Source organism: Tichowtungia aerotolerans (assembly GCF_009905215.1).
Classification (GTDB): Bacteria; Verrucomicrobiota; Kiritimatiellia; order Kiritimatiellales; family Tichowtungiaceae; genus Tichowtungia; species Tichowtungia aerotolerans.
The window spans coordinates 1,553,617-1,577,185 of record NZ_CP047593.1; the positions used below are offsets into that span (position 1 = coordinate 1,553,617).

Below are 23,569 nucleotides of genomic sequence, written 5' to 3' on the forward strand. Positions count from 1 at the left end.
CCGTAGAGGGCGTTCGGGTTGTTGTCATGCTCGGCAGCAAGAAAAGAAGTCCGGCCTCCGGCCGTCTGGCCGTTGCTGTTTTGATGGGGAAACGGACGCGGGGGATTTCTGTCGAACTCAGCCTGCTCTATAGCTTCGGGGAGTCTGTCCCGTTTCCTTTTTAAATGTTCTGCAGAAAGCCTGCGGCGATCCAAACCCGGCTTCTTCAGCCACATCGGCGATGGAGCGCGGAGTGGTTCGCAGCAGTTCCATGGCCCGGTTAATCCGGTAATTCTGGATGTAGCTTCCGAGGGAAATGCCGGCGGCTTCCTTGAATCGAACGCGCAGCCGGGACTCCGACAGGCCGATGGCATCCGCGAGGTCCGCGACGGTAACGAGCCGCCCGCGCCATTCGGTCAGATGACGGTTGACCGTTCGGATCAGACTGCCTTTGGATTCGGTTTGCGGTTTCAGTTCGGCCGCCTGCCGGTCCTGACGCAGGCAGAGAAGCTGCCGGACCAAGGCGGTTTGCAGCAGAGCCTCCTGCAGTTCGCTGTGTGATTCCGGTTGAAAGCAGCGGAGCCATTCGTGCAGCAGTTGATCCCGGGCCTTTTCGGAGCGGCGGCTGACTTGAATGACCCGGTTCCGGAGCGGTTCGAGCGGGGCGCTGTTTTCCAGTTCAAAGGTGCAGATCAGCCATTGCACTTTGCTGGATGCCAGCTGGCTGAAGTGATGAAACTGATAGGGGTGGATCAATAAAGCCTGTTGGGGAGCAAGCGGCAGAGAAAGGTGGTTAACATGAACGTGTCCTGCCGTCTGAAGGTTGAAGATGAGCACAAAGCGGTGATGGGACCGGTTTTGCGGGGCCTCCTGCTGCAGCCTTTTTTTATCGGGACGGAGAAACAGCAGGATATTGCGAGGGTTCGGAAGCGTGCTCTCACCAAGGCCCCGGAAGTAGTCTTCGGGTTCCTGCAATTGCCGGAGATATGAGTCCACGGAGTTCATCCCATAAGACTACAGTCAGAATTGTTAAAAAAAAGACAAAATTGACATTTTATTAATCTTACCAATTGGGGTGTTGATTTGTCATATTCGTGGCCGGTTAAGACGGAGGAACAGTTTGATGAAAGTACAACCAATTTTGGATCCCGGGTTTGTGCCGGCGATTTTATGGAACAGGGAATTTGAGGCAGAGGCCTCGCAAGGCGGGCGGACCGTAACGATCGGGCTGCTGCGGGATGACCGGGCGGTTGCCAGACGCTGTGTCAAAATAACGGCTGATGAAGACCGCAGTTTTGTTTATATTGAACGGATGATTAAACGGATGCTCTGGGCCGTCGGAGGCAACCGGATTCTGTTCGACGGGCCGGATGAAATTTTCCAAAGGCTGGAACACCATTACGCGGAATCTTCTGTCGGTCGGTTCGATTCTGAAATAATCGGCGAAAAGATTTACGGTCATGCTTTGCGGATTGAAAAAGCGACGGCCGAACAGATTCCGGAGCCGCAGACGGAAGGTGCCGCACTGGGTCGTCATCTCGACGGATGCCGGATTGGCTTTGATCTCGGCGGTTCCGACCGCAAGTGCGCGGCTGTGATCGACGGAGAGGTTGTTTTCTCGGAAGAGATCAAATGGGATCCCTATTTTGAAAAAGATCCGCAGTATCACTTTGATGGAACAATGGATTCTCTCAAACGCGCCGCGGAACATCTGCCGCGTGTGGATGCCATCGGCGGGAGCGCTGCCGGCGTTTATGTAGATAATGAGGTACGCATTGCATCGCTTTTCCGAGGCGTTCCGGAAGAACAGTTTAATGAAAAAGTCCGGCCGATTTTCAAGCAGATTCAGAAGGCGTGGGGCGGAATTCCGGTTGATGTGGTCAATGACGGTGAGGTGACGGCACTGGCCGGGTCGATGTCGCTTGATGACAATGCCGTCCTCGGAATTTCCATGGGCACCAGTCTGGCCGCCGGCTATGTAACCCCGGAGGGAAACATCACTTCGCAGCTCAACGAGCTGGCATTTGTTCCGGTTGATTACCGCAAAGACGGCCCTGTCGACGAGTGGTCGGGCGATGCGGGCTGCGGCGTTCAGTATTTCTCCCAGCAGGGCGTGGCAAGGCTGGCGACACTGGCCGGGATTGAATTTCCGACCGATACCCCGTTTGCAGAACAGCTCATTGAGGTACAGCGTCTGATGGCCGAGGGAGATGATCGGGCCCGAAAGATTTATGAAACCATCGGGGTCTGTTTCGGTTATGCCATCGCTCATTATTCTGACTTCTATGACTTCCGCAACCTGCTGATTCTCGGCCGTGTAACCAGCGGCGAGGGCGGACAGGTGATTATTGAAAAAGCCGAAGAAGTGCTTCGTGCAGAATTTCCGGAGTTGGCTGAAAAAGTAACAATTACCACTCCCGACGAACAAATGAAGCGGCATGGACAGGCGGTTGCCGCCGCCAGCCTTCCAATGATTGGAGAAAAACAATGAACCCGTATCTGAAATTTATTGAAGACATTCAGGCCGGTGTGGAGTCGGCCAAAGGAATCACCGTTTCCGGAGAAACCGCGCCGGTGGAATCCGATCGGAAGGTGCTGCTGTTTTCGCCGCATCCGGATGATGAGTGTATCACCGGGCTGCTTCCGCTGCGCCTGATGCGCGAGGCGGGCATGCAGATTATCAATGTGCCGGTCACCTTCGGCAGCAACGTCGAACGTCAGCCCGGCCGCGCCAAAGAGCTGGCCGACGCCTGCGCTTATCTCGGATGGCATATCCGGGAACGCAGCGGGTTTCAGAATCTGGGAAAGGACGATATTGTCGCGATTCTGAAAGCCGAGCAGCCGGAAATCATTTTTGTGCCGCACGAGCGGGACTGGAATTCGCGCCATATCGCCACGCATTTTCTGGTGATGGATGCGCTGTCAGAAATGCCGAACGATTTTTCCTGCACGGTTGTCGAAACCGAGTTCTGGGGCGCGATGGATGATCCCAACCTGATGGTTGAAGGCGATGCGCAACTGGTGGCGGACCTGATTGCGGCGATCTCGCTGCATGTCGAAGAGGTCGCCCGCAATCCCTACCATCTCTCTCTCCCGGCCTGGATGCAGGACAACGTGCGTCGCGGCGGCGAGATTGTCGGCGGGCAGGGAGGCGCAGTGCCGGACTTTACATTTGCAACGCTTTACCGCTTGAGACAGTGGGAGAACGGGCAGTTCTGCCAGATTTTGGAGAGCGGAAAAATGATTTCAATGAGTGATAAACTGAAGGAGATATTTTAATGGAACTTATTATCAAGGACAACGGACAGGTCGCCAGCGAGGCGGCTGCACGGGTGGTGGCGCGGTTGGTGCACGAAAAGCCAAACGCAGTGATTGGTCTGGCGACCGGCAGTACGCCGCTGATGCTCTACAGAGAGCTGATCCGTCTTCACAAAGAAGAAGGGCTCGATTTTTCGCAGGTTACTACCTTCAATCTCGATGAATACATCGGGCTGCTGCCGGAACACGAGCAGTCCTACCGCCGGTTCATGAACGAAAACCTTTTTGAACACATCAACATCAAAATGGAAAATACGCATGTTCCTGACGGAATGGCCGAGGATGTGCCCGCCTCCTGCGCGGCGTACGAGCAGGCTATTGTCGATGCCGGCGGCATCGACCTGCAAGTGCTCGGGATCGGCTCCGACGGACACGTTGGGTTCAACGAGCCGACCTCGTCGTTCGCCTCGCGCACCCGCATCAAAACGCTGACGCGCCAGACGGTGGCCGACAACGCCCGCTTTTTTGAAAACGACGAATCCCGGGTGCCGCACCACTGCATTACGATGGGGATCGGCACCATTATGGATGCGCGCATGAACATCATGCTGGCTTTCGGCGAAAACAAAGCCGAAGCCGTTGCTGCCACAGTGGAAGGGCCGGTGGCCTCCATCATGCCGGCGTCAATTCTGCAGCATCATGCGAATGCCAAGGTCTTTATCGATGAAGCAGCTGCTTCGCAACTCAAGCTGGCCGACTATTACCGCTGGGTCTACGATAACAAGCCGGATTGGCAGAAGGACGCTTAATTTCGGGAGGGAAGTATGGATCAGTTTAAAGATGTCGCTGCGGCGTTTCAGTGCCCCGGGAGCTATCTTGGCGAGGAGCCTTACGGGAGCGGGCATATTAATGATACCTACAAGGTCTTCTACGATGTGGATGGCCGCGAGGTGCATTACATCCATCAGCGCGTTAATAAAAACATCTTCAAGGATGTTCCGGGGCTGATGGAAAACATCGGCCGCGTGACGCGTCATCAGCGCAAAAAGTTTGAAGAGGCGGGTGCGGACGATTTGGACCGCCGTGTGCTGACGCTGATTCCGACCGTGGACGGAACGGATTACTACGTGGATGCCAACGGCGATTTCTGGCGCTGCTATGTGTTCATTGAGGATGCCGTTGGTATTGACGTGATTGAAAACACGGACCAGGCCTATGAATCGGCCAGAGCTTTTGGTGAATTCCAGTGTCAGCTGGCCGATCTTCCGGGGCGCTTGGTTGAAACCATTCCGAATTTTCATCATACCCGCTCGCGGTTCGATACGCTGAAAGAGGCCATTGAGGCAGATATTCACGGTCGCGCCGACGATGTGAAAGACGAGATCGAATTTGCCATGGCCCGCGAGGAGATGGTTGATGTGGTCATTGATCTGATGGCCTCCGGAGAAATTCCGGAGCGCGTAACACACAACGACACCAAGCTCAATAATGTGCTGATCGACAACGCCTCCGGCAAAGGACAGTGCGTGATCGACCTCGACACCGTTATGCCCGGGTCGGTGCTCTACGACTTTGGAGACATGATCCGCACGACCACAAACCAGGCGGCCGAGGATGAGTGCGATCTCTCCAAGGTGAAAATGAACATTGATTACTTTGAGGCGCTGGTGAAGGGATACCTCGAAACAGCTTCCGGGTTCCTCGTCCCGAAGGAGCGCGAGCTGCTGGCGTTTTCGGGAAAGCTGATTACTTTTGAGATCGGATTGCGTTTCCTAACCGACTATCTTCAGGGCGATGTTTACTTCAAGACGCACCGCGAGGGGCAGAACATCGACCGCTGCCGCAAACAGTTCAAGATGGTGCAGTCGATGGAAGAGCAGATGGATGCGATGCAGAAGATTGTGGAGGACTGTACATGAGAGTTTTAGTCACCGGCGGCGCTGGATTTATTGGAAGCCATGTTGTTGAGCACTTTCAGGGCAAGGCAGATGTGCGGGTGCTGGACAACCTGCGTTCCGGCTATCTGAAAAACCTCGAAGGCCTTGAGCATGAATTTATCGAAGGTTCAATTACGGATCGGGAGATCGTAAAAAAAGCAGTCGAAGGCGTGGATTACATCTTTCATATGGCGGCCATGATCAGCGTGCCGGAATCGATGGAAAAGCCGATTGAATGTGTTAATATCAACACCACAGGGACTCTGGTGGTGCTCGAAGAGGCGGCGAAAGCCGGCGTGAAAAAACTCTGCTTTTCCAGCTCGGCCGCCAACTATGGGGACAACCCGGTTGTTCCGAAGGTCGAGACGATGCTGCCCGAGCCGAAAAGTCCGTATGCGATCACCAAGCTCGACGGCGAATACTACTGCGACATGTTCAGCCGCGAAGGCAAGCTCGATACCGGCGTCATGCGCTACTTCAACGTCTTCGGCCCGCGTCAGGACCCCGGCAGCGCCTACGCCGCCGCCGTACCGATCTTCATCGACAAGGCGGTCAAAAATGAAACCATTACAATCTTTGGTGACGGCGAGCAGACGCGCGACTTCATCTATGTGAAAGACATCGTTGCCGCCAACGTGTTTCTGGCGATGAACGACACCGAGCCGGGCTTTTACAACGTGGCTTACGGTGGGCGCCTGACGATCAACGACCTTGCCCGCAAAATTATCGAGCTGACCGGCTCTTCTTCAAAAATTGAGTATGCGCCCGAGCGCGCCGGCGATGTGAAGCATTCGATGGCTTCGGTCGATAAAATCAAAGCCGCCGGGTTTGAGCCGACGTCCAGTTTTGACGAAGGTTTGGCCGCTACCATCCGTTATTTTACTCGTTAATCGCATCCGGGAGGAATAATGAAACCGGCACAGATCGCGGAACAGTTTAATGTGGCCGGCCGGCTGGCAAGTATCCGGCCGACCGGCAGCGGAAACGTAAACGACACCTATCTCGCGGTCTTTCGCACGCACTTTTCAGAAGAGCGCATCATTATCCAGCGCGTAAACGGCCATGTGTTTGCGCATCCCGAGTGGATTATGGAGAACATGAGCATTCTGACGAATCATTGTCACAAGCAGCTGAAGGCCGAAAGCGAAACCGCTGACCGCATCTGGCAGCTCCCGCGCATTGTTCCCTGCCGCAGCGGGCAGGATTATTTTCGGGATGAAAACGGAGAATGTTGGCGGGCGCTTACCTTGATTGCCTCCGCGACCTCCTTTGATGTCGCTCAGAGCGCGGAGCATGCCCAGGAGGTCGGAACGGTTCTTGGACAATTCCATCGCCTGCTTTCCACGATGAATCCCTTGAGTCTGCGCGATACGCTGCCGGGGTTTCATGAGACACCGAAATACCTGGAGAAATATGACGCCGTACTGGAAACGGAATCCGCACGTGAGCTGAGTGAAAGCTCGATGGAGGTGCGAAACCTGATTCGGTTTGTCGAGGATCGTCGGGAGTTTGCCTATGTGCTTCAGAACGCGCAGGATGCCGGCGAGCTGCACATCCGCCTGATTCACGGCGATCCCAAAGTCAGCAACATTATGATTGATGATGACACCTTCAAAGGAACCTCCATCATCGATCTTGATACGGCAAAGCCCGGCCTGATCCACTACGACTTCGGCGATGCATTGCGCTCTCTCTGCAACCGGCAGGGGGAGGAGACCAAAGATGTAGGCAAGGTATCGTTCGACCTGATCCTGTGCGAAGCCTTTGTGCGCGGCTATATGGTGCATGCCGGAAGTTTTCTCACCGACAACGACAAAAAATACCTCTACGACTCAATCCGCCTCATCACCTTTGAGCTGGGCCTGCGCTTTTTCCAGGACTATCTGGCCGGGAATGTATACTTCAAAGTCAAATCCCCCGAGCAGAACCTTCACCGTGCAAAGATCCAGTTCAAGCTGTGCGAAAGCATCGAAACGCGCAAACGGCAGATCAACGAACTGCTCGAACAGGTTTTTACTTCATAACTGAATCAACAGGAGAATTCCATGAAACCGACTCTCGTAATTATGGCCGCAGGCATCGGAAGCCGCTACGGAGGACTCAAGCAGATCGATCCCGTCGGACCGTCCGGTGAAATCGTACTCGACTACTCTGTCTATGACGCCATCCGCGCCGGATTTGGAAAAGTTGTTTTTATCATTCGCCCGGATATTGAAACGGATTTCAAAGAAGCGATCGGCAACAAGTTCGAAGGAAAAATTGCGGTCGAATATGTTTTCCAAACCTTGGAACAAATTCCGGAGGGTTTTCCCGTCCCTGGAAGCCGCACCAAGCCGTGGGGAACCGGACAGGCGGTGCTGATGGCGAAAGAGGTCGTGAACGAGCCGTTTGCGGTCATTAATGCCGATGATTTTTATGGTCGCGAATCATTTGACGTGATCGGAGAAAAACTGAAGAACACTGCTGCAGGCAGCACCGATTTTTCCATGGTTGGATTTTATATCAAAAACACACTGTCACCGTTCGGTGGTGTCGCCCGCGGCTACTGCGATGTGCAGGACGGAAAACTTTCCACGGTCACAGAGCGGTTCGATATCGAGCGCAAAGAAGATGGCGTGATCCGTTATGATGGCGGCGAAATGGCAGATGATGACATGGTTTCGATGAACACCTGGGGTTTCACGCCGAAGCTGTTCGAATTCCTCGAACGCGGGGTCGTACAGTTTCTCGAGCGCGCCGGCGGCGAGCTGAAAAGCGAATATCTTCTTCCGGAAGTGATTGATGCCATGATCAAGAACGGTGATGCCACTGTGGAAGTGCTGCCGTCCAATGAAAAATGGATGGGCGTCACTTACTCGGAAGACAAACCGCAGGTTCAGGCCGGAATACGCGCCTTGGTTGATGCCGGCGTTTATCCGGAAAATCTCTGGGCTTAGATGTCGTAAATACTGGTGCAGTATTGCGCAGAATGCCGCTTCCTTTAATCCGGCAGGGCCTACTAGGATACTCTCGGAACAGATCGAAAAGCCGCATGGCCGTTTTCGCAGGCTCTTCGGAACGCCGATGAAGCCTGTGGGGGGGTGACCGTGCCCGCTGCGGTCTGTTTAGAAGGAAAGGTTGGACGGCTTATGACCTCATTAAACCCCACGGAAGATTCCGGCAGATGCGTCTACAGTTTTAATCCCGGGTGGCGTTTTATTTTCGGCGATCCCGATGGTGCGGAGCAGGCCGGCTTCGATGACTCCGGCTGGATGCCGGTTAATTTGCCGCACGGCCTGGAACTGCTTCCTGCGGATGCCAGCGGTTCTGTCAATTATCAGGGGCCGGCATGGTATCGCAAAAGGTTTTCTGCTCCGGCGGTCAGGGAGGGCGGTCGGTCAATTCTTTGTTTTGAGTCCATTATGGGACGTTCAGAGATTTACCTGAACGGAAGGCTGGTAAAGCAGCACCGGGGAGGGTTTACGCCGATTGTTGTCGATATTACGGACGGGCTGAATCCTGAAGGTGAAAATGTGATTGCCGTCTGTGCGGATAACAGCGACGACCCATCCTATCCGCCCGGCAAGGAGCAGTGCCTGATGGATTTCTGCTATTTCGGCGGCATCTATCGCAATGTCTGGTTGTATACGCACGGTGCTGTGCATATCACGGATCCCCATCTTGTGGACCGGGTTGCCGGCGGCGGCATAGTTGCCATCTGCACCTCATTGTCCAATGAAAAAGCCGTGTTGAGCGCGCAGGTTCATCTGAAGAACCACGGCGGCAATAAGGTTGACGGCACTGTTAACCTGCGGTTGTTGGACTCCGCCGGGACGATTGTTGCCCGATTTTCTCAACCGGCTGATTTCGAGGATGAAGTTTGTTGTGAAATGGATGTTTTGAACCCACATATGTGGAGTCCATCCGATCCCTATCTTTACCGCCTGCAGGTGCGCGTGCTTGATAGGGAAGGGAGAGTATGCGACGGGCAGGAACTGTCGGTCGGGCTGCGGACAATCGACTTTAATAAACAGCAGGGGTTTGTCCTGAACGGGGAGCCGTACGGAGAGAAGCTGGTCGGTGTGAACCGCCACCAGGATTTCGCTTATGTTGGTAATGCGCTTCCCGACTCTGTCCATGTGCGTGATGTAATCAAGCTGAAAGATGCCGGGGCGAATGTGATTCGCAGCGCGCACTATCCGCAGTCCCCTGCGTTTATGGATGCCTGTGACCGCCTCGGCCTGTTCGTAATTGTTGCAACGCCGGGCTGGCAGTTTTTCAATCCGGATCCGGCCTTCCGTGAGGCGGTATATTGGGATGTTCGACAGATGATACGGCGCGATCGTAATCATCCTTCCTTACTGGCCTGGGAGCCGGCTCTGAATGAAACCGTTTGTCCTGAGGAATTCAACAGGCAGGTCTGGGAAATTGTGCATGAAGAGATGCCGCAGCGCAGATGCTATTCGACTTGTGACCACCATGTACATCCGTTGTATTGCGACCTCATTTATCGGCATCCGCCCACGGCCTGGCGTGATGACTTCAGCGGCGCAGCGGATGCGGCCGCCGATGCCGCAGAAGAGCGCTGTTACTTTACCCGTGAGTGGGGAGATAATGTCGATGACTGGAATGCACATAATTCTCCGAGTCGCGTGCATCGCAGTTGGGGCGAGCTGCCGCAGTTGGTTCAGGCGCTTCATTACGCGGAGCCCTCTTATCCTTATACCTGCCTGAAAACAATTCACCAGGCGCCAGTGGAATATGTGGGAGCGACCCTCTGGTGCGGATTTGATCACCAGCGCGGGTACCATCCTGATCCTTTCTACGGTGGGCTGATGGATGCTTTCCGCCAGAAAAAATATTCATGGTACCTGTTCCGAAGTCAACGTTCCTTACTGGACGGTCCTGTGCTGTTTGTTGCTCATGAGTTAACGCCGTTTTCCGGCAGGGACATTGTCGTCTTCTGCAACTGCGAGGAGGTTTCCCTTTCGTTTTGCGGTCGTGAGACCGTTCGGAAAAAATGTCAACCCTGGTGCGATGGCGCTCCGAATGCCCCGATGGTTTTTGAGAACGAATTTGACTTTATGGAGCTGAAAAAACTGCAGCGCGCCGGCCGGACGAGTGAGGCGGTTCTTGAGGTAAAGGGCTGGGTCGACGGCAGGTGCGTGATTTCCAAAGTCCGGAAGCCGGCGCTCGAAAAAGAGGCCATTGTGCTGACGGTTGATGATTGCGGTGTTCCGCTGACGGCGGATGGTTCGGATTTTGTAACGGTTATTGCCAGCGTGGTCGATGTCACTGGCACAGTGAAGCGGCTCAATAAGGATGTCATCCGGTTTGAGGTTGAGGGAGCGGGCCATCTTGTTGGTGATGGAAACATCGGGGCGAATCCGCGCGCGGTCGAGTGGGGAACTGTTCCCGTATTGATCCGTTCGACCGGAAGCGCCGGAAAAATCACGGTGCGGGCCCGTCCGCTGCAGGCCGGGATTCGTTCGCTTAGACCGGCAGAAATTACGCTGGAAAGTGTGCCTCCAAAATGTCCGGCTGTCGGGAAAGATGCCGGGATGGAATATCGGCATGCGCCCGTACGTGATTATGGGCCTGCACGTCGGCTCGTGCAGGCCCGTCTTCGCGGCGTTGCGGAGCAGCAGGCGGATTTCGAGTAATTGTGCGTCATGATGCCCGTAATCGTTTGTGGCGCAAATAGAGGTGATATCCTGCGCACATACTCTCTTGCGGCTGTTGGTTCAATGCACCCAGACTGTTCACATTGTCAGGGTCCCTGCGGGTCCGATGCCGGCCTGTAACAACTGACGATAGGGAAGGGACTATGTGAAGCCGTCTGTTTGTTGCTGTGACCGCTGCTGCAGTGGGACTATGCTCAGTATGATTTTCCAGTGAAGGAGGTTGAAGTAATGAAGTGTGTACGAGGATTTGTTGGCGGCGTGCTTTTGATGCAGGTGTGTGCACAGGGCGCTGCCCCGGTTCATTCCGCGCCCGCGCTGGCGTCTGCTTCTTTTGAGCATGAGACGGAGCTGGTGCATTTCCAGGTGAGTCCGACGGGTGCTGTAGAACGAAGCAGTGAACATGATCAATTCGGCGCCTGGGCACTTAAGTGGAATTGTGCTTCAGGCAGGGAGTTGCTGGTGAAGAATGTGTGCTCGCTTTCGCTGGAAGAGAGCGGTTCCTGGTACGGGGGACATTTCACGAGCAGCCCGACATTTGTGATGTCTCTGTACAACGATACCCCCCTGAAGGGCAGTCTGCGTATCGATTTTAATGATGAACTGGGCTTCGATCTGAATCTGGATTTCAGAGGGTGGCGAACGGTCTGGGTGCCGTTTTATGAAATGGAGGGAAACGCTCCTCCGGCTGGAAACCCGTACGAGGTCAAGTCGGTCCGGTTTGCTGCTCCAGCGTCGGCAAAGACTCTCTGGCTGGATGATATTATTTTCAGCCAATACGTTGATGATCGCCATCAGTATCCCGGTCTCGAGGTTCCGTTTGTCAAGGGAGGGGGAGCGCATTCCGGGGACCATTGGATGCCGAAGATTCCGCACTGGGAAAGACTGTCCCGCCTGGCGATGCCATGCATTTCTGACGTTCAGAAGGAAGAGTTAGATGAAATATATGCCCGGCTTCGAACGGTTTATTTTCAGAAGGCCGGCAGTTTGAGGGGCGCGAATTATTACCGCGATAGATTTGAAGAAGAGGGTGTGTTCGCGACAGAGGGATCCCCGATTCCTCTGGAGCTGAGTAAACAGGTTGGTGTAATTCGCTATGACAGAGCACTGCACGGAGAACCGCAATATCTGGAGTTGCGTGATTTCGGGAAGTTAATGCTTAAGCTGGCGAATGAGCACGGGTCGACCGGGAATGTGCCTGAGCGTGCAGAGCTGGCGGACCTGTTCGCCCGTGCTTCTGAATATTATCTGGATCAGGGATGGGCCGCCGGCAGTGCACAGGGGACAGCACACCACATTGGTTATCAGACCCGCGAGCTGCAGACGTCGTTCTTCCTGATGAAAGATGCTCTTCACGAGCACGGTTTACTTGAAGCAATCGGCAATTCCATTTTATGGCAGTTGAACTTCGGTGAAATGCTGGATCCGTCTCATTTGGAATCGAATCTCGACTATTATAATACGCAGTCAGCTTTCCGGTTGATGTCCGTATTTCTCACCAATGACCCGTCTCGTCAGGCGGCTTTGCTGAAGGTTTATTCCGATCATCTGACAGCGGCGCTGGCGATGACCGACAGCAAGGGAGGGTTCAAGCCGGACGGAACGGCGTGGCACCATTGGGGCCATTATCCCGCGTACGCTACCGGTGCGTTTGATCGTGTGCCTGTCAGTATTAAGGCGCTTTCGGGGACTTCTTATCGGATCGGAGAACCGGGACACGCAAACTTCAAGCGGGCGTTTATGGCATCGACGATATACAGCAATCCGCTCTACTGGGGGCTGGGTCAGGCGGGGCGTCATCCGTTGGGCGGAAATATTAACAAGCTGAAGGATTCCTGCCTCGCGCTTGCTCTAAGCGGTACGCCGGACGGAGAAGAGGCACTGGACGCGGAAGTGGCCGCCACGTATCTGCGACTGTGGGGTGAGCCGAAGGATAACGCTGTTCGGGAGCTGTTTTCGAAATATGAGCTGGATACTTCTCCTCCGCATGGGCATTGGACATTTCCGTATGCTGCGCTTTCCGTGCATCGTCGGTCTGACTGGTCGGTAAATATGAAGGGCTATAACCGCAATGTGTGGGCGTCTGAGATCTATGCGACGGATAACCGCTATGGGCGTTATCAGTCCAGCGGCGTGGTGCAGATCCTTCCGAACATGACACAGAAAGAGGCCGGTTATAATGAGCCGGGTTGGGACTGGAACCATCCGCCGGGAGCAACCACGATCGAGCGGCCGTTTGCTGAGCTGGAGCCGAAAAAGCTGCTGGTCATGTTCAAGTCCGAAGAAACGTATGCCGGCGGTTGTGCGCTTGACGGAGATGGTGTTTGGGCCATGAAACTGAATGAGGCTGACGGCTATACGATTGACCCGGTGAAGGAAAAAATGTCGTTTCCCGGGAACCTCAAAGCACGCAAGTCGGTCTTCTGTTTTGGTGAGCAGCTGCTTTGCCTGGGTTCAGGCATCGAAGCGGATGACCCTGATGCGCCGGTTCATACGACGCTGTTTCAGAACGGCGTGAACCAGCGCAGCGATGCACCCTATTGCAATGATGCGGGGTTGCTGCTGGATCCGACCGGGAACGGATACAGGATTCTCGATGGATCAAAAGCGGTTGTAGTCGTCGGGGAGCAGTCTTCCCCGTGCAATAAATATTCACTCTGGACAGGTCAGGGGCGCGGTGGGCCGAACCAGACCGGCAACTTTGTTACAGCGTGGATTGACCACGGCAGCGCGCCGAAGAACGCAACCTATGCCTATGCGGTGTATCCGCAGATCGGCGCAACGGATTTCCAATCGTTGGAAAAACGAATCTCAGAAATTCCGTCACTCGAAATCCTTCGCCAGGATCATGCCGCGCATATAGTTAAAGACCCCCAGAGCCAGACACTGGCGTATGCCTGCTTCGAAGCCGGTGAGTCAGGCGAGGGACTGCTGCAGTCAGTTTCGGCCCCGTGTTATGTTATGATCAGACAGAATGCGGCCGGACTGCTGAAGGTGGCGGTATCCAATCCGGATTTAGGTCAAATCTACAATGAGAAGCTTGGTTATTACGAAGGCCCTTCGAAAGAAGAACCCGTAACACTGAAACTCTCCGGAAAATGGAAGGTGCGCGGTAAAGCCGAGGCGTGGACTGTCACTGAAGATGATTTTACAATGCTCACGGTTAAATGCATCGAAGGGAAATCCATGAGTGTCGAACTGCAGGAAAATCGCGATCAGATCCTGTTTGAGCAGCTGGACAAACTGGCCTGGAAGCCGGTTTCCCGCGATGCCGGTTCGGACGACTGGGCAACGCACTGGGTGCTTGACGGTGAGTTCGCAACGATCGAAAACGGCAGCGATGGAATGGTTTTCTCCGCGGGGCCTGAAGAGTGGAATCACGCGCATCACTCCGTGCTTTGGACGAAGGATTCATTCAAGGGTGATGTGAAGATTGAGTATGACTACACTCGTATAGATGAAGTTAATAAGTGGGTGAATATCCTCTATATTCAGGCGACAGGAAAAGGCGGCGAGTTCGCGTCAGATATTATGAAGTGGGCGGATTACCGCAGAGAGCCCTGGATGGAGCATTACTTTGAAAACATGAAACTGCTTCACATCAGCTATGCTGCTTATGGCCGGAATGATAATGGGGTGGATGATGATTACGTTCGTTGCCGTCGCTATCCCAAGGCGGAAGACGGCGAGTTTTCCAGGACGGAAATCAATCCTGATTCATTCCATACGGGTCTGTTTCGTCCGGGAAAAACGTATCATATTACAGCGATTAAAAAAGGGAATCGCCTTTTCTTTAATGTGAAGGGGGATGGACAGGAGCGGCTTTATGCGTGGGAGTCGCCGCTCATTTCTGAAGTGACTGAAGGACGGATCGGACTGCGTCATATGTGGATGAAGTCCGCGCGTTACAAAAACTTTATTGTTTCCTCTTTGGAGTAGATTGCCATTGCGTACGTTGAACAAAAACCAACAGCCGGGGGTCGGCCGGCTTTCCTTCGAAACCCCCGGGGCCTGAATGTCGTAAATAGTGGTGCAGTATTGCGCAGAATGCCGGTTCCTTTAACCGGGGGAGCTTCATAGGATATTCCTAGAACAGATTTGGGGAATATCTATGGCTTACGAAATTAAGAATCCGGATTTTAAGAAGAGTCCACTTACGGGGATGACGCGCACACACTGGGTGCAGGCGGCGAAATATCTGGTGGACGGAGTCCTGCAGCACATTCAGTCGGTCGACGATCCGATCGTGATCCCCAAGCAGTCGGAAGTGTGTTATCCGCTTCCCGACGAGCCGAAACACCGTTATCAGGCGGCTGAGTTTGAAGGGCTGGCGCGTACCTTTATGGCCGCTGCGCCGGTGATTGCCGAAGATCCATCGGCTGAAAGCAACGGAATCAATCTGCGCGACTACTATGCCCGGCAGATTCTGCTGGCAACGGATCCGGAATCTTCGCGCTATGTCGGATCGATTACCGATTTTTTTGAACGGTATCAGAAAATTCAGTATCAGCAGACAGTCGAAGGCGGCGCGCTGGCGGTCGGCCTGATGCAGTGCCGCGAGCAGATTTGGGAACAGTATACGAATGCCGAAAAACAGCAGGTGGCCGACCTGCTCTCCGACTGGGGGCACGGGCAGACCATTGGACATAACTGGCGCTTCTTCAATGTGCTGATGCTGACCTTTCTCAAGGTCAACGGCTTTGAAATCAATGAGGTGGTTCTGAAAGATCACCTGCAGCATCTGATGGCGCAGTATACCGGCGACGGATGGTACAGCGATGATCCCTGTTACGACTTTTATAATCCGTGGGGTTATCATTTTTACGGGCCGCTCTGGTGCCGCTGGTACGGCTATGAACACGAACCGGAACTGGCCGCAATCATCGAGCAGCGCAATCGCGAATTTATTGTGAACTGGCCGCGTTTCTATTCGCGTGACGGCAAACAGCTGATGTGGGGCCGCAGCCTGATCTATCGCTTCGGCTGCTCGGCTGCGCTCGGCGCGCATTTTCTGATGAATGATCCGGTGCTGAATCCCGGCTTCGCCCGGCGTCTGGCTTCCGGCAATATGCTTCAGTTTATGACGCGCGATGATCTTTATGTGAATGGCGTGCCGTGTCTCGGCTATTACGGCCCCTTCGATCCGCTGGTGCAGTTTTACAGCTGCGCGGCCAGCCCGTTCTGGATCGCCAAGATTTTTGTGGCACTGGCGCTGCCGGCAGACTCTCCCTTCTGGACCGCGGAGGAAAACGAGGGCTTTTGGCCGGAACTTGGCGATCGCATCGAGACCGTGGATCTCGAAGGTCCCGGCATTCAGATTATTAACCGCGGTGAGTCCGGCGTTACCGAGATCCTGACCGGCAAGGTTCCGCAGCACATGCCCTATTACAACCAGCTTTTCTTCAACACCGAGTATTGCTACGAAGACATCAACCCGGAGGGCAGTAACCCGGTCAACTATTCGCTGAGCGATGGACTGACCGAAGGCTTCCGCCTGCCGCTGACCATCGGTTTCAATAAATTTGAAAATGGCGTGATGTATCGCACCCTGAATATGAAAGCGCCCGGCGGCGCAAATTCCCTGCTGGGATATGTGGTCAACAAAGGGATTGAGAAGATCGATCTGGCCGACATCGTCATTCCGGGCGGAGTGATTCGCGTGGACCGAGTTCGTTTGCCGCTGACCAATTGTCTGCATCTCGGTCACTTTGCGCTTCCGCATCTGGAAGGCACCTCCGCCGCGGTGCAGATTGGAACGGTGGAAGGATACAAAACCATTTCGGCGGCTGTTGACGGCCGGAAAGTCGCAATGACCGCCGTGCTGGGCTGGGAAAGCCTGCAGGCGGCGGTTCACCATGGAAAGAACGCCGAGGCTGACGAGAGTACAATCATTTATGCCGAGCGCGAGGACACAGAACGCTACGGCGGAATGGAAATCCTCATAACCGTCATGCTTCACCGTCAGGACAACGGCGACTGGACGGACGACGAGCTGATGCCGATCCGAGCCTTCAAAGTACTCGACTGGGCACCTTCCGGCCAGCCGTGCGGTGTGCGGCTCGAACTCAAAGACGGTCGCAGCTTTGTCATTGATTACGGCAACGTGGAAGGCAATCTGCGCGGCTGAACTGCCGCCTTCCTTCTTTCAGGGGGGATTGGCTCTGAGAGCCAGCTCTACACGAAGAGCGGGTTGTAGCGTCGGCTCTGCGAGCCGATTTTGCGAACATTGGAACAATTTTTTCCAAGGTCTGGAAACAGGCAGATAGCCATGTTTGTTCGGGAGATTTCATTTTGATTTGGTTTGAGCTAAGGGACCTATGATTTAATGTTTTGGTTTTCTGTCGGTTCTAATTTTTCCGTGATCTGTTGCGAGTCATATTGTTTTTGTACCTTAAATCGGTGCAGGGGGATATCGGCGGTTTGGAAGGCGTGGTTTACAAAGTCGTCGCGCTGTTTGCGTTTGGGCTGGCGGTGGCTTTTGTCGTCCAGCTCGATCGCGGCTTTGATCTGGAATGTGACGGGATCGTAGAGCAGGAAGTCGACGTGCTTGCTGCGAATTCGGCAGAACGCGGCATGATGTTCTTTTCCTTTTGCGTCGGGTTGGAGAATGTCGGCCAGACGCGATTTGAGCGAAATGCCCGCAGTTTCTCCGACGGCTTCTTTAAGTGCTTTATAGAATGTCTGCTCGGCAGGCGTCAGAATCGTTCCGCAGGATTTGTATTCATAATTCTTTCGTCTGGGCCTGCTGTTCAAGATTTGAAGAAGGATATACAAAACAGCCACCACGCCGAACACCATGATGGCCGGTTTCCATGCTTCTATAGCGGCTGTAAACATGTGTTCAATCTCCTGTCTCTTCAAGAGACAGGAAAGTTGAGTTTTTGAAAAGAGTTTATGGGGAAATCCCCCGCAAATGCAGAATTCGCAATAAAGAGAGCCATTCATGAATCGCCACCAAAAGCACCAAAATCCACGAAGATTATGAGATGCTGTTTTTGTGTTTCTCGTGGCTGAAAAATCCCTTTTTACCACCCACTGCGTTAGAGGGATTCAGAGAAGCTTCGAGAGGGAAACTGTTCGGTTCTCGGTCTTCCTCGGCTGTTTGCTCCAGAGACGCGGGGGGGTTAAAAATCTGCTGTTCTGAACGGCTGTCGTAAAGCGGACGGCGGGGACACCGTCCCTCCAGACCTATTGCGGTTAACGGGTCTTTTTTGTGGTTTGTCGTGTTTCTCGTGGCTAAAAAATTACTCGGCCTCGGTGTGCGGCCTATTTGTGTTAATTAGTGTCCATTCGTGGTTTTCCCACTTTTGCGCTCTCTGTGTTCTGTCGCGGTTAAACCTCTCCGCGGTCGCGGCCCGCGGCTACAGGAATTCTCTTTCGCGTTCATCCGCGTCTATTCGCGGTCGACTCTTTTGCGGTTAGCGGGTTTGTTATGTTGGCACCGCACCTATGTTAAAAGAGGCCTTCCCAAATATCGAAAAAGTCTTTTTCTACAGGTTAAGTTGAAACGCTCGAAAACCGGTCCGGCCGGTTCCAATGTGTGGAAACAAAAAAGCCCCGGTTCACGCCGGGGCTTTGATTCGGTTGCTGTTCGAGTCAGTTCTGTTCAACTTTCAGCCTGATGAATTTCGTGCTGTCGGTCATTTCTGTGCGGTTGGTCACAGATTTAAACCCGCCGACTTCAGCAGACTCTCCTGCGTTGAACACATCATTGGTGTTCCAGACTGGTGCGTTCACCAGGTCGGTTTCCGTGCCGATGGAAAATGTAAGCGAAGGGTCGTCTGTGCGTTCGTTGTGGACATGGTAGAACCAATTGGTTGTGCCTTCTGTTGCCACAAATGTGGCAGGCTTGACGCTTGATGCATCATCCGCAGTCGGGTCGCCGCCGAGGGCGTATTCCATCAGGTTGTCGAGTCCGTCCGGCTCGACATCACTCCCGGGCAGGGCATCGTCACCGTACAGGTCGAATCCGGCGGCCCACGCTTCAAGAGCACTGTCGTATACCGGAATAATGCTTTCGATCGTGACCTGAATGTTGTCGAGGACAATACCGTCAGCAGAGGTGTAGCCGCCGGTGTCGGTGCTGATCTGGATGCCGCCGGCCGATCCGGCCTGATCGACAGCGATTACATACGAGCCGGTGACAGTGGTCCATGTGGAGTCATCATCAACAAAGTCAAAGGTCTGTGCTGTAACTGAGGTATTGGTTCCGAACCATCCGTCGGATACACTGATGTTTTTGCTGTAATTTCCGGTATTGATTTTTACAGTCCAGTTGGTTGGCTCAATGCCTGCATGATCGGTGCCGAGAATATCGAACGACCAGCTGACCCGGGTTTGATTGGAGCTGTTCATGTTATTGAGCCGGAAGTCGAGCTTCTGTACATAGATACCGAAGTCCGTGTTTGCTGTGTTGATCGTTCTTACGAGCAGCGCTTTTTCATGGCCGGTACCTTTATCGACAATGAAGTAGTCGGTTCCGGAGCTTCTGCCGTTGAAGGCAAGCGTGTTGGCAACGGCGTTGCTCCCGACGTATACCTGATCGGATGTATAATCGTATTGGGCAATGTTTTCCGCAATGGGATCGAAATCACCGTTGAAGGTCCACGTCAGGGTCTGTACGCCTGGATCAACCACCGGTACGACTACATCCAAGGTGTTGCCGATGCGGATTTCATCCACTTTCTCAGAGCCGGCTTTACGTGACAAAGTGAACAGATTCATGTCGATGAGACTGCCGCTGTCTGCTGAATCGGTCATTGTCCATGTCGCGGAGCCTGAGACGTCGGTCAGGTTTGTGGGGTTAATCCATGCAGTCATGGTTCCGGAGTCGAGGTCTATCTCGGTGACAACGAAGAACAGCAGGTTGCTGGCGAGAAGAGAGCTTGGGCCTGTGCGGATGTCGATCCCGTCGTTGCCGAAGATTCCGAAGTTGCTGGAGGTGGAACGCCAGGTGGCGACCGGGGTTCCCGGTGAGCTGCCGGCGTCGCCGACGGTGTTGTAGAGGCCGGCGGCCATTCCCCAGGAATTGGCGGAGTCAATCTGCTGCAGGAAACTCATGTAGACCTTTCCGCTTCCCGACCCTTCGATTGCGTCGGAGAGCATCAGTTGAGCATTCTGGGTGCCGCCGAGCAGGTTGGTCATGCCTCCGGATTTTCCGGTGGTTTGGAGTTCGTTTCCGAGAGCGTCGGTGTAGGTGAGCCCGTCGAAAATGATCATCTGACCGTATGTGTTTGTATAACCCGAGAAGCCGTATCCGGTGATTCCGAGGTCGATCAGTCGGGTGCCGTTGGTGGCCGTGGTATCGAAGCTTTCATACGCATAGAGCGTTTCCGGCACTGTGGTGACGGAGAAGTTGTCCAGGTAGATATTTCGAGAAGCGGAATCGTTGCTTTCCACAAAGCGGATCTGCAGTGTGTCTCCATCATCATTGGCAGTGACCTTGTATGACACACTGAAATCAACAGGCACATAAGCGACATGATTGATTCCGCTGACGTTCAGAATAGAAGATTCTGCCAATAGAGTGTTGTCGGTTAGATTCCAAAGCTGGGCTTTATAGTTTGAATAGCTGCCATCGTCGTTATAAACACTTCCCGAAAAGTAGATGACGCGATCTTTCTCCATGGTTCCGGAAATAGTGAGGGCTATCGCTTCATTGGCCGAAACCGCATCTTGAGTATCAAAGCGCAGCCCGCCGTCTCCAGAGCCGTCGAGGTCAGAAATACCGTCGCCGGTGAGAACCATGCCGGCAGTATAGGCCAGTTTGTTGGCCGGATCACCGTCATCGTAGTCGCCGCTGGTTGTGCTGTCGTATGCGATAGTTGTTATAACGGCTCCAACGCTGGTCCAGCTGCTGGATGTGTCGCTGCTGAAGTCATCACTCGTCGGAGTGATAGCAGCCATGATGGCAGATGCTGTTGCGACAGCAATGATGATTGCCACGGTTTGTCTGCGTATGATTGTCTTCATTTTTTTCTCCCTTTTTGTCGCTGCGTTTAGAGATTCCCCGCGCTGATTCGAGGATTATTTTCGCTTCATTCTGCACTTAAATTTGTATCGCACCTTGCCATGATTCCGTAGAGGTAATGTGCGCAATATAGCCTCCCAATTTGCGACATGGTTCTGCGCCGTGCGGGATCCTCCCTGTCGCAAATAATACAAGGGGATTGCGCTGATCTCGGGTAGGTTCTTATCTCGGCTGTGATATTCTATCAGCGTAGGACAGACGAAACCGTTTCCCGGAGATTTAAATGAGAAGTTGGACACCAATTAGATGGAAACAGACGCTTTTCATCAGCGTTTTAATGGGCGCAGCAGCAGTGATGGCCCAGACGCAATGGTGGGGAAGTTATGACGGATCCTCCTCTAATACACTGGCGTTTTATTCGTTTGATGAGTCGTCGGTTTATACCAATGGCGCCTCTGTTTATTCAGCAGTTGTTCCGGATCAGTCCGATCGGACATGGGATGCAACTTATCCTGTTTCGACAGCAACCTGCGCGTTCGATGCCGGCGGGCGGAAAGGCTTCGGGCTGCAGGTGCCGGGCGGCTCCGATATCGCTTCAAAATGTTCAACATGGAACGGCGCGAGTATTTTCCCGTCAGAGCCCGATCCTAGTTTAACAATAGAATGCTGGGTGCTTTTTAATGACGATACGTCGCGACAGTTTCTTATTTCGAAAGGGGACGCCTGGTCCAGCAAAGGCGGTTATGACCTGTGGTATGATGCCGGAGAGTTGAAGTCCGCTTTTGGCGATTCAGATACCAACACCATGCCCGTAACGGTTGCATGGATCCCCTTCACCGGAGTCTGGTATCACGTTGCGGCAACCTGGAATGCGGAGGACGACACCGCCCGGATGTATGTCAATGGCGAGGAGCTGGTTGCCAGGGAATTTGCCGGCAGGTCCATTATCAACCATACGCGCACCCTGGCAATCGGCCAGCGTTGCGTCAGCAACTACAACGGCCTTGACGGAATGATTGATGACGTGCGGATCAGCAGGGTTGCCTATGAGTTTAAGCCGTCGGTTCGTCCGTTCCGGGCCACCTATCCGGCCGGGAAAAAATTCTGGTTCAGCTTTTATTCAACACTGGATGCGGACACCGAATATGCACTCGCCAACGGCGCAACCGGAATGGGTCCGTATTATGGCTCCCTCAGCAATCAGCAATATTACTACGATTGGGCGGATGAGCGCGGCGTGAATATTTCCTATAAAGTCCGTCCGGCCTGTATGTCGGATTTTTCCACCTCTCAAATGCACGATTCCGGATTTGTGTGGCCGTCAGATGAAACAATTATTGCCGATGCGATCAAAGCGGTAACCGCGGTTCGCTATAATCCGAACATTGCCATGTGGGATCTGCATCCGGAAGAAGTGCTCTTCTATGATGCGCAGGAAGTTCATTATCTGGAACTGATCTCGTCGGTGGTTCATGCGTATGATCCCTTTGACCGACCGCTTATGATGTATGAGCAGAACAACCGCACCGCAGCCAACCTGTCCATCACGCTTCCGTATCAGGATATCTGCGCCAAAGGCACCTATGTTCAGGCGGTCAACAGTGGTGAATTTAAAAACAACCGCATCTGGGCGCGCTGGTCTATCGAGCAGGAGCTCGGGGCCATCGCCGCGGTCAACAGCAATGCCGTGCCGTGGATCATGCTCTGGATGGCCTGGGATGCCGCCGAAGGTGAAGAACATCTGATCGACGACTGGTGTCGTCACGATGCCTACATGGGATTGATCCTGGGGGGCAAGGGCATCAACGTCTGGTCCGGCTTCCGGCCGCGCTCCGGGTTTGAAGACGACTTCCAGGCTTATTTCGACGGCTATCTTTCGGTCGCGGCCGACCTCAATCTGGACAAAAATTTTGCTCCGGTCTTTCTGTACGGAACCGAAGTGATCGGCGTCACGCACACCGTAACCTCCGGCCCGGCGGAACTGGAGCTGATTTACACACCCAATGCCTCCGAAGGCACATTCACCAACAGTTATCCGTCGGTCACCTACGCGCTCCGTCAATACCTCGGCCAGCAGTACCTGTTTGCCGTTAACTCCGCCACGCAGGCCGTAACGCTCACCTTCAGCGGTGTGCCTGATGTTCCACGCACCGACCTTTTCCAAGGATTGGAAACCCCGGCATCCGGCGGATCATTCAGTACAACGCTCGATCCTTATGAAGTGATTGCCTACCGCTTTGACGGCTACGAAACCTGGCGCGACGGTGAGTTCACCGCGCAGCAGATTCTTGATGGTGCCGGCGATGAAACCGCCGACCCCGACGGGGACGGTCGCACCAACCGCGAAGAATTTATCGCCGGAACGGATCCAAACCTTGGAACGGATTTCTTTCGGGCTGATCTGGTTTTTTCCAATGATTGGAAAACCGTTTCGTTTGGCACCGCCAGTAACCGGTTCTACGGTGTGGATCGCTCCACCAACCTCGTTTCCGGCAGCTGGATTCCAATGCTTGAAAACGAGCAGGGAACCGGCGCGGACCTGTCAGTCATCGACACGAACGATGTTCCGAGCGCTTTTTACCGCACGCGTGTCACCCGGCCTTAAGCCTGAAAGGGGGGAGCGCGGCCTCCGGGAGCGTTTCTTATAAAAACATGATTTCCGAACCGGTTCCTCCGGAACTTTTTTCTGCATCAGGCCGAAGAAAAATGATACATATCCTGCCCGATCACTTTTGTCGCATATAGGGCCCTCACTTTGCGCAAAT

The 23,569-nt window shown here is 53.9% G+C and carries 14 protein-coding genes; 11 read left to right on the top strand and 3 right to left on the bottom strand.

Annotated features, from left to right (window positions below; genetic code table 11):
- Positions 1-117: 117 nt before the first annotated feature.
- On the bottom strand, positions 118-975 hold the full coding sequence (locus tag GT409_RS06495) for a helix-turn-helix transcriptional regulator (RefSeq protein ID WP_160628116.1): 858 nt from the start codon (positions 973-975) through the stop codon (positions 118-120).
- Between the two features lie 127 nt (positions 976-1,102).
- Between GT409_RS06495 and GT409_RS06500 the strand changes: the two genes are divergently transcribed.
- The 10 genes from GT409_RS06500 (at position 1,103) to GT409_RS06545 (ending at position 16,961) form a co-directional block, all read left to right on the top strand.
- The gene (locus GT409_RS06500; protein WP_160628118.1) at positions 1,103-2,470 is read left to right on the top strand and encodes an ROK family protein; all 1,368 of its coding nucleotides are present in this window, start codon (positions 1,103-1,105) and stop codon (positions 2,468-2,470) included.
- Positions 2,467-3,258 (top strand): PIG-L deacetylase family protein, encoded by a 792-nt coding sequence (locus GT409_RS06505; RefSeq protein ID WP_160628120.1) that lies wholly within the window; start codon positions 2,467-2,469, stop codon positions 3,256-3,258. Before GT409_RS06500 ends, GT409_RS06505 begins: the two co-directional genes overlap by 4 nt.
- Positions 3,258-4,046 carry a glucosamine-6-phosphate deaminase gene (gene nagB / locus GT409_RS06510; RefSeq protein WP_160628122.1) on the top strand — a complete coding sequence of 263 codons (789 nt, stop codon included), beginning with the start codon at positions 3,258-3,260 and terminating at the stop codon, positions 4,044-4,046. Before GT409_RS06505 ends, nagB begins: the two co-directional genes overlap by 1 nt.
- A 15-nt stretch (positions 4,047-4,061) precedes the next feature.
- Positions 4,062-5,156, top strand: coding sequence for a phosphotransferase enzyme family protein (locus GT409_RS06515; protein ID WP_160628123.1), 1,095 nt, complete (start codon positions 4,062-4,064; stop codon positions 5,154-5,156).
- Positions 5,153-6,064 (top strand): SDR family oxidoreductase, encoded by a 912-nt coding sequence (locus GT409_RS06520; protein WP_160628124.1) that lies wholly within the window; start codon positions 5,153-5,155, stop codon positions 6,062-6,064. Before GT409_RS06515 ends, GT409_RS06520 begins: the two co-directional genes overlap by 4 nt.
- 18 nt (positions 6,065-6,082) lie before the next feature.
- Positions 6,083-7,198, top strand: coding sequence for a phosphotransferase enzyme family protein (locus GT409_RS06525; RefSeq protein ID WP_160628126.1), 1,116 nt, complete (start codon positions 6,083-6,085; stop codon positions 7,196-7,198).
- 21 nt (positions 7,199-7,219) lie between these two features.
- Entirely contained in the window at positions 7,220-8,110 is an 891-nt protein-coding gene (locus GT409_RS06530) for a nucleotidyltransferase family protein (RefSeq protein WP_160628128.1), read from the top strand.
- 192 nt (positions 8,111-8,302) lie between these two features.
- Positions 8,303-10,816, top strand: a complete 2,514-nt coding sequence (locus GT409_RS06535) for a glycoside hydrolase family 2 protein (protein ID WP_160628130.1) — start codon at positions 8,303-8,305, stop codon at positions 10,814-10,816.
- 249 nt (positions 10,817-11,065) lie between these two features.
- Positions 11,066-14,773 carry a DUF1961 family protein gene (locus GT409_RS06540; RefSeq protein WP_160628132.1) on the top strand — a complete coding sequence of 1,236 codons (3,708 nt, stop codon included), beginning with the start codon at positions 11,066-11,068 and terminating at the stop codon, positions 14,771-14,773.
- A 172-nt stretch (positions 14,774-14,945) separates the two neighbouring features.
- The gene (locus tag GT409_RS06545) at positions 14,946-16,961 is read left to right on the top strand and encodes a DUF2264 domain-containing protein (protein ID WP_160628134.1); all 2,016 of its coding nucleotides are present in this window, start codon (positions 14,946-14,948) and stop codon (positions 16,959-16,961) included.
- 188 nt (positions 16,962-17,149) lie between these two features.
- On the opposite strand, the gene GT409_RS06550 is transcribed toward GT409_RS06545, so the two are convergent.
- Together GT409_RS06550 and GT409_RS06555 are read right to left on the bottom strand one after the other, a co-directional pair.
- The gene (locus GT409_RS06550) at positions 17,150-17,671 is read right to left on the bottom strand and encodes a DUF2726 domain-containing protein (RefSeq protein ID WP_160628135.1); all 522 of its coding nucleotides are present in this window, start codon (positions 17,669-17,671) and stop codon (positions 17,150-17,152) included.
- 759 nt (positions 17,672-18,430) lie between these two features.
- The gene (locus GT409_RS06555; protein WP_160628136.1) at positions 18,431-20,806 is read right to left on the bottom strand and encodes a hypothetical protein; all 2,376 of its coding nucleotides are present in this window, start codon (positions 20,804-20,806) and stop codon (positions 18,431-18,433) included.
- Between the two features lie 281 nt (positions 20,807-21,087).
- Here GT409_RS06555 and GT409_RS06560 point away from each other — a divergent pair, with 281 nt between their 5' ends.
- Complete coding sequence (locus tag GT409_RS06560) at positions 21,088-23,409, top strand: LamG-like jellyroll fold domain-containing protein (RefSeq protein WP_160628138.1); 2,322 nt, start codon at positions 21,088-21,090, stop codon at positions 23,407-23,409.
- Positions 23,410-23,569: the final 160 nt, after the last annotated feature.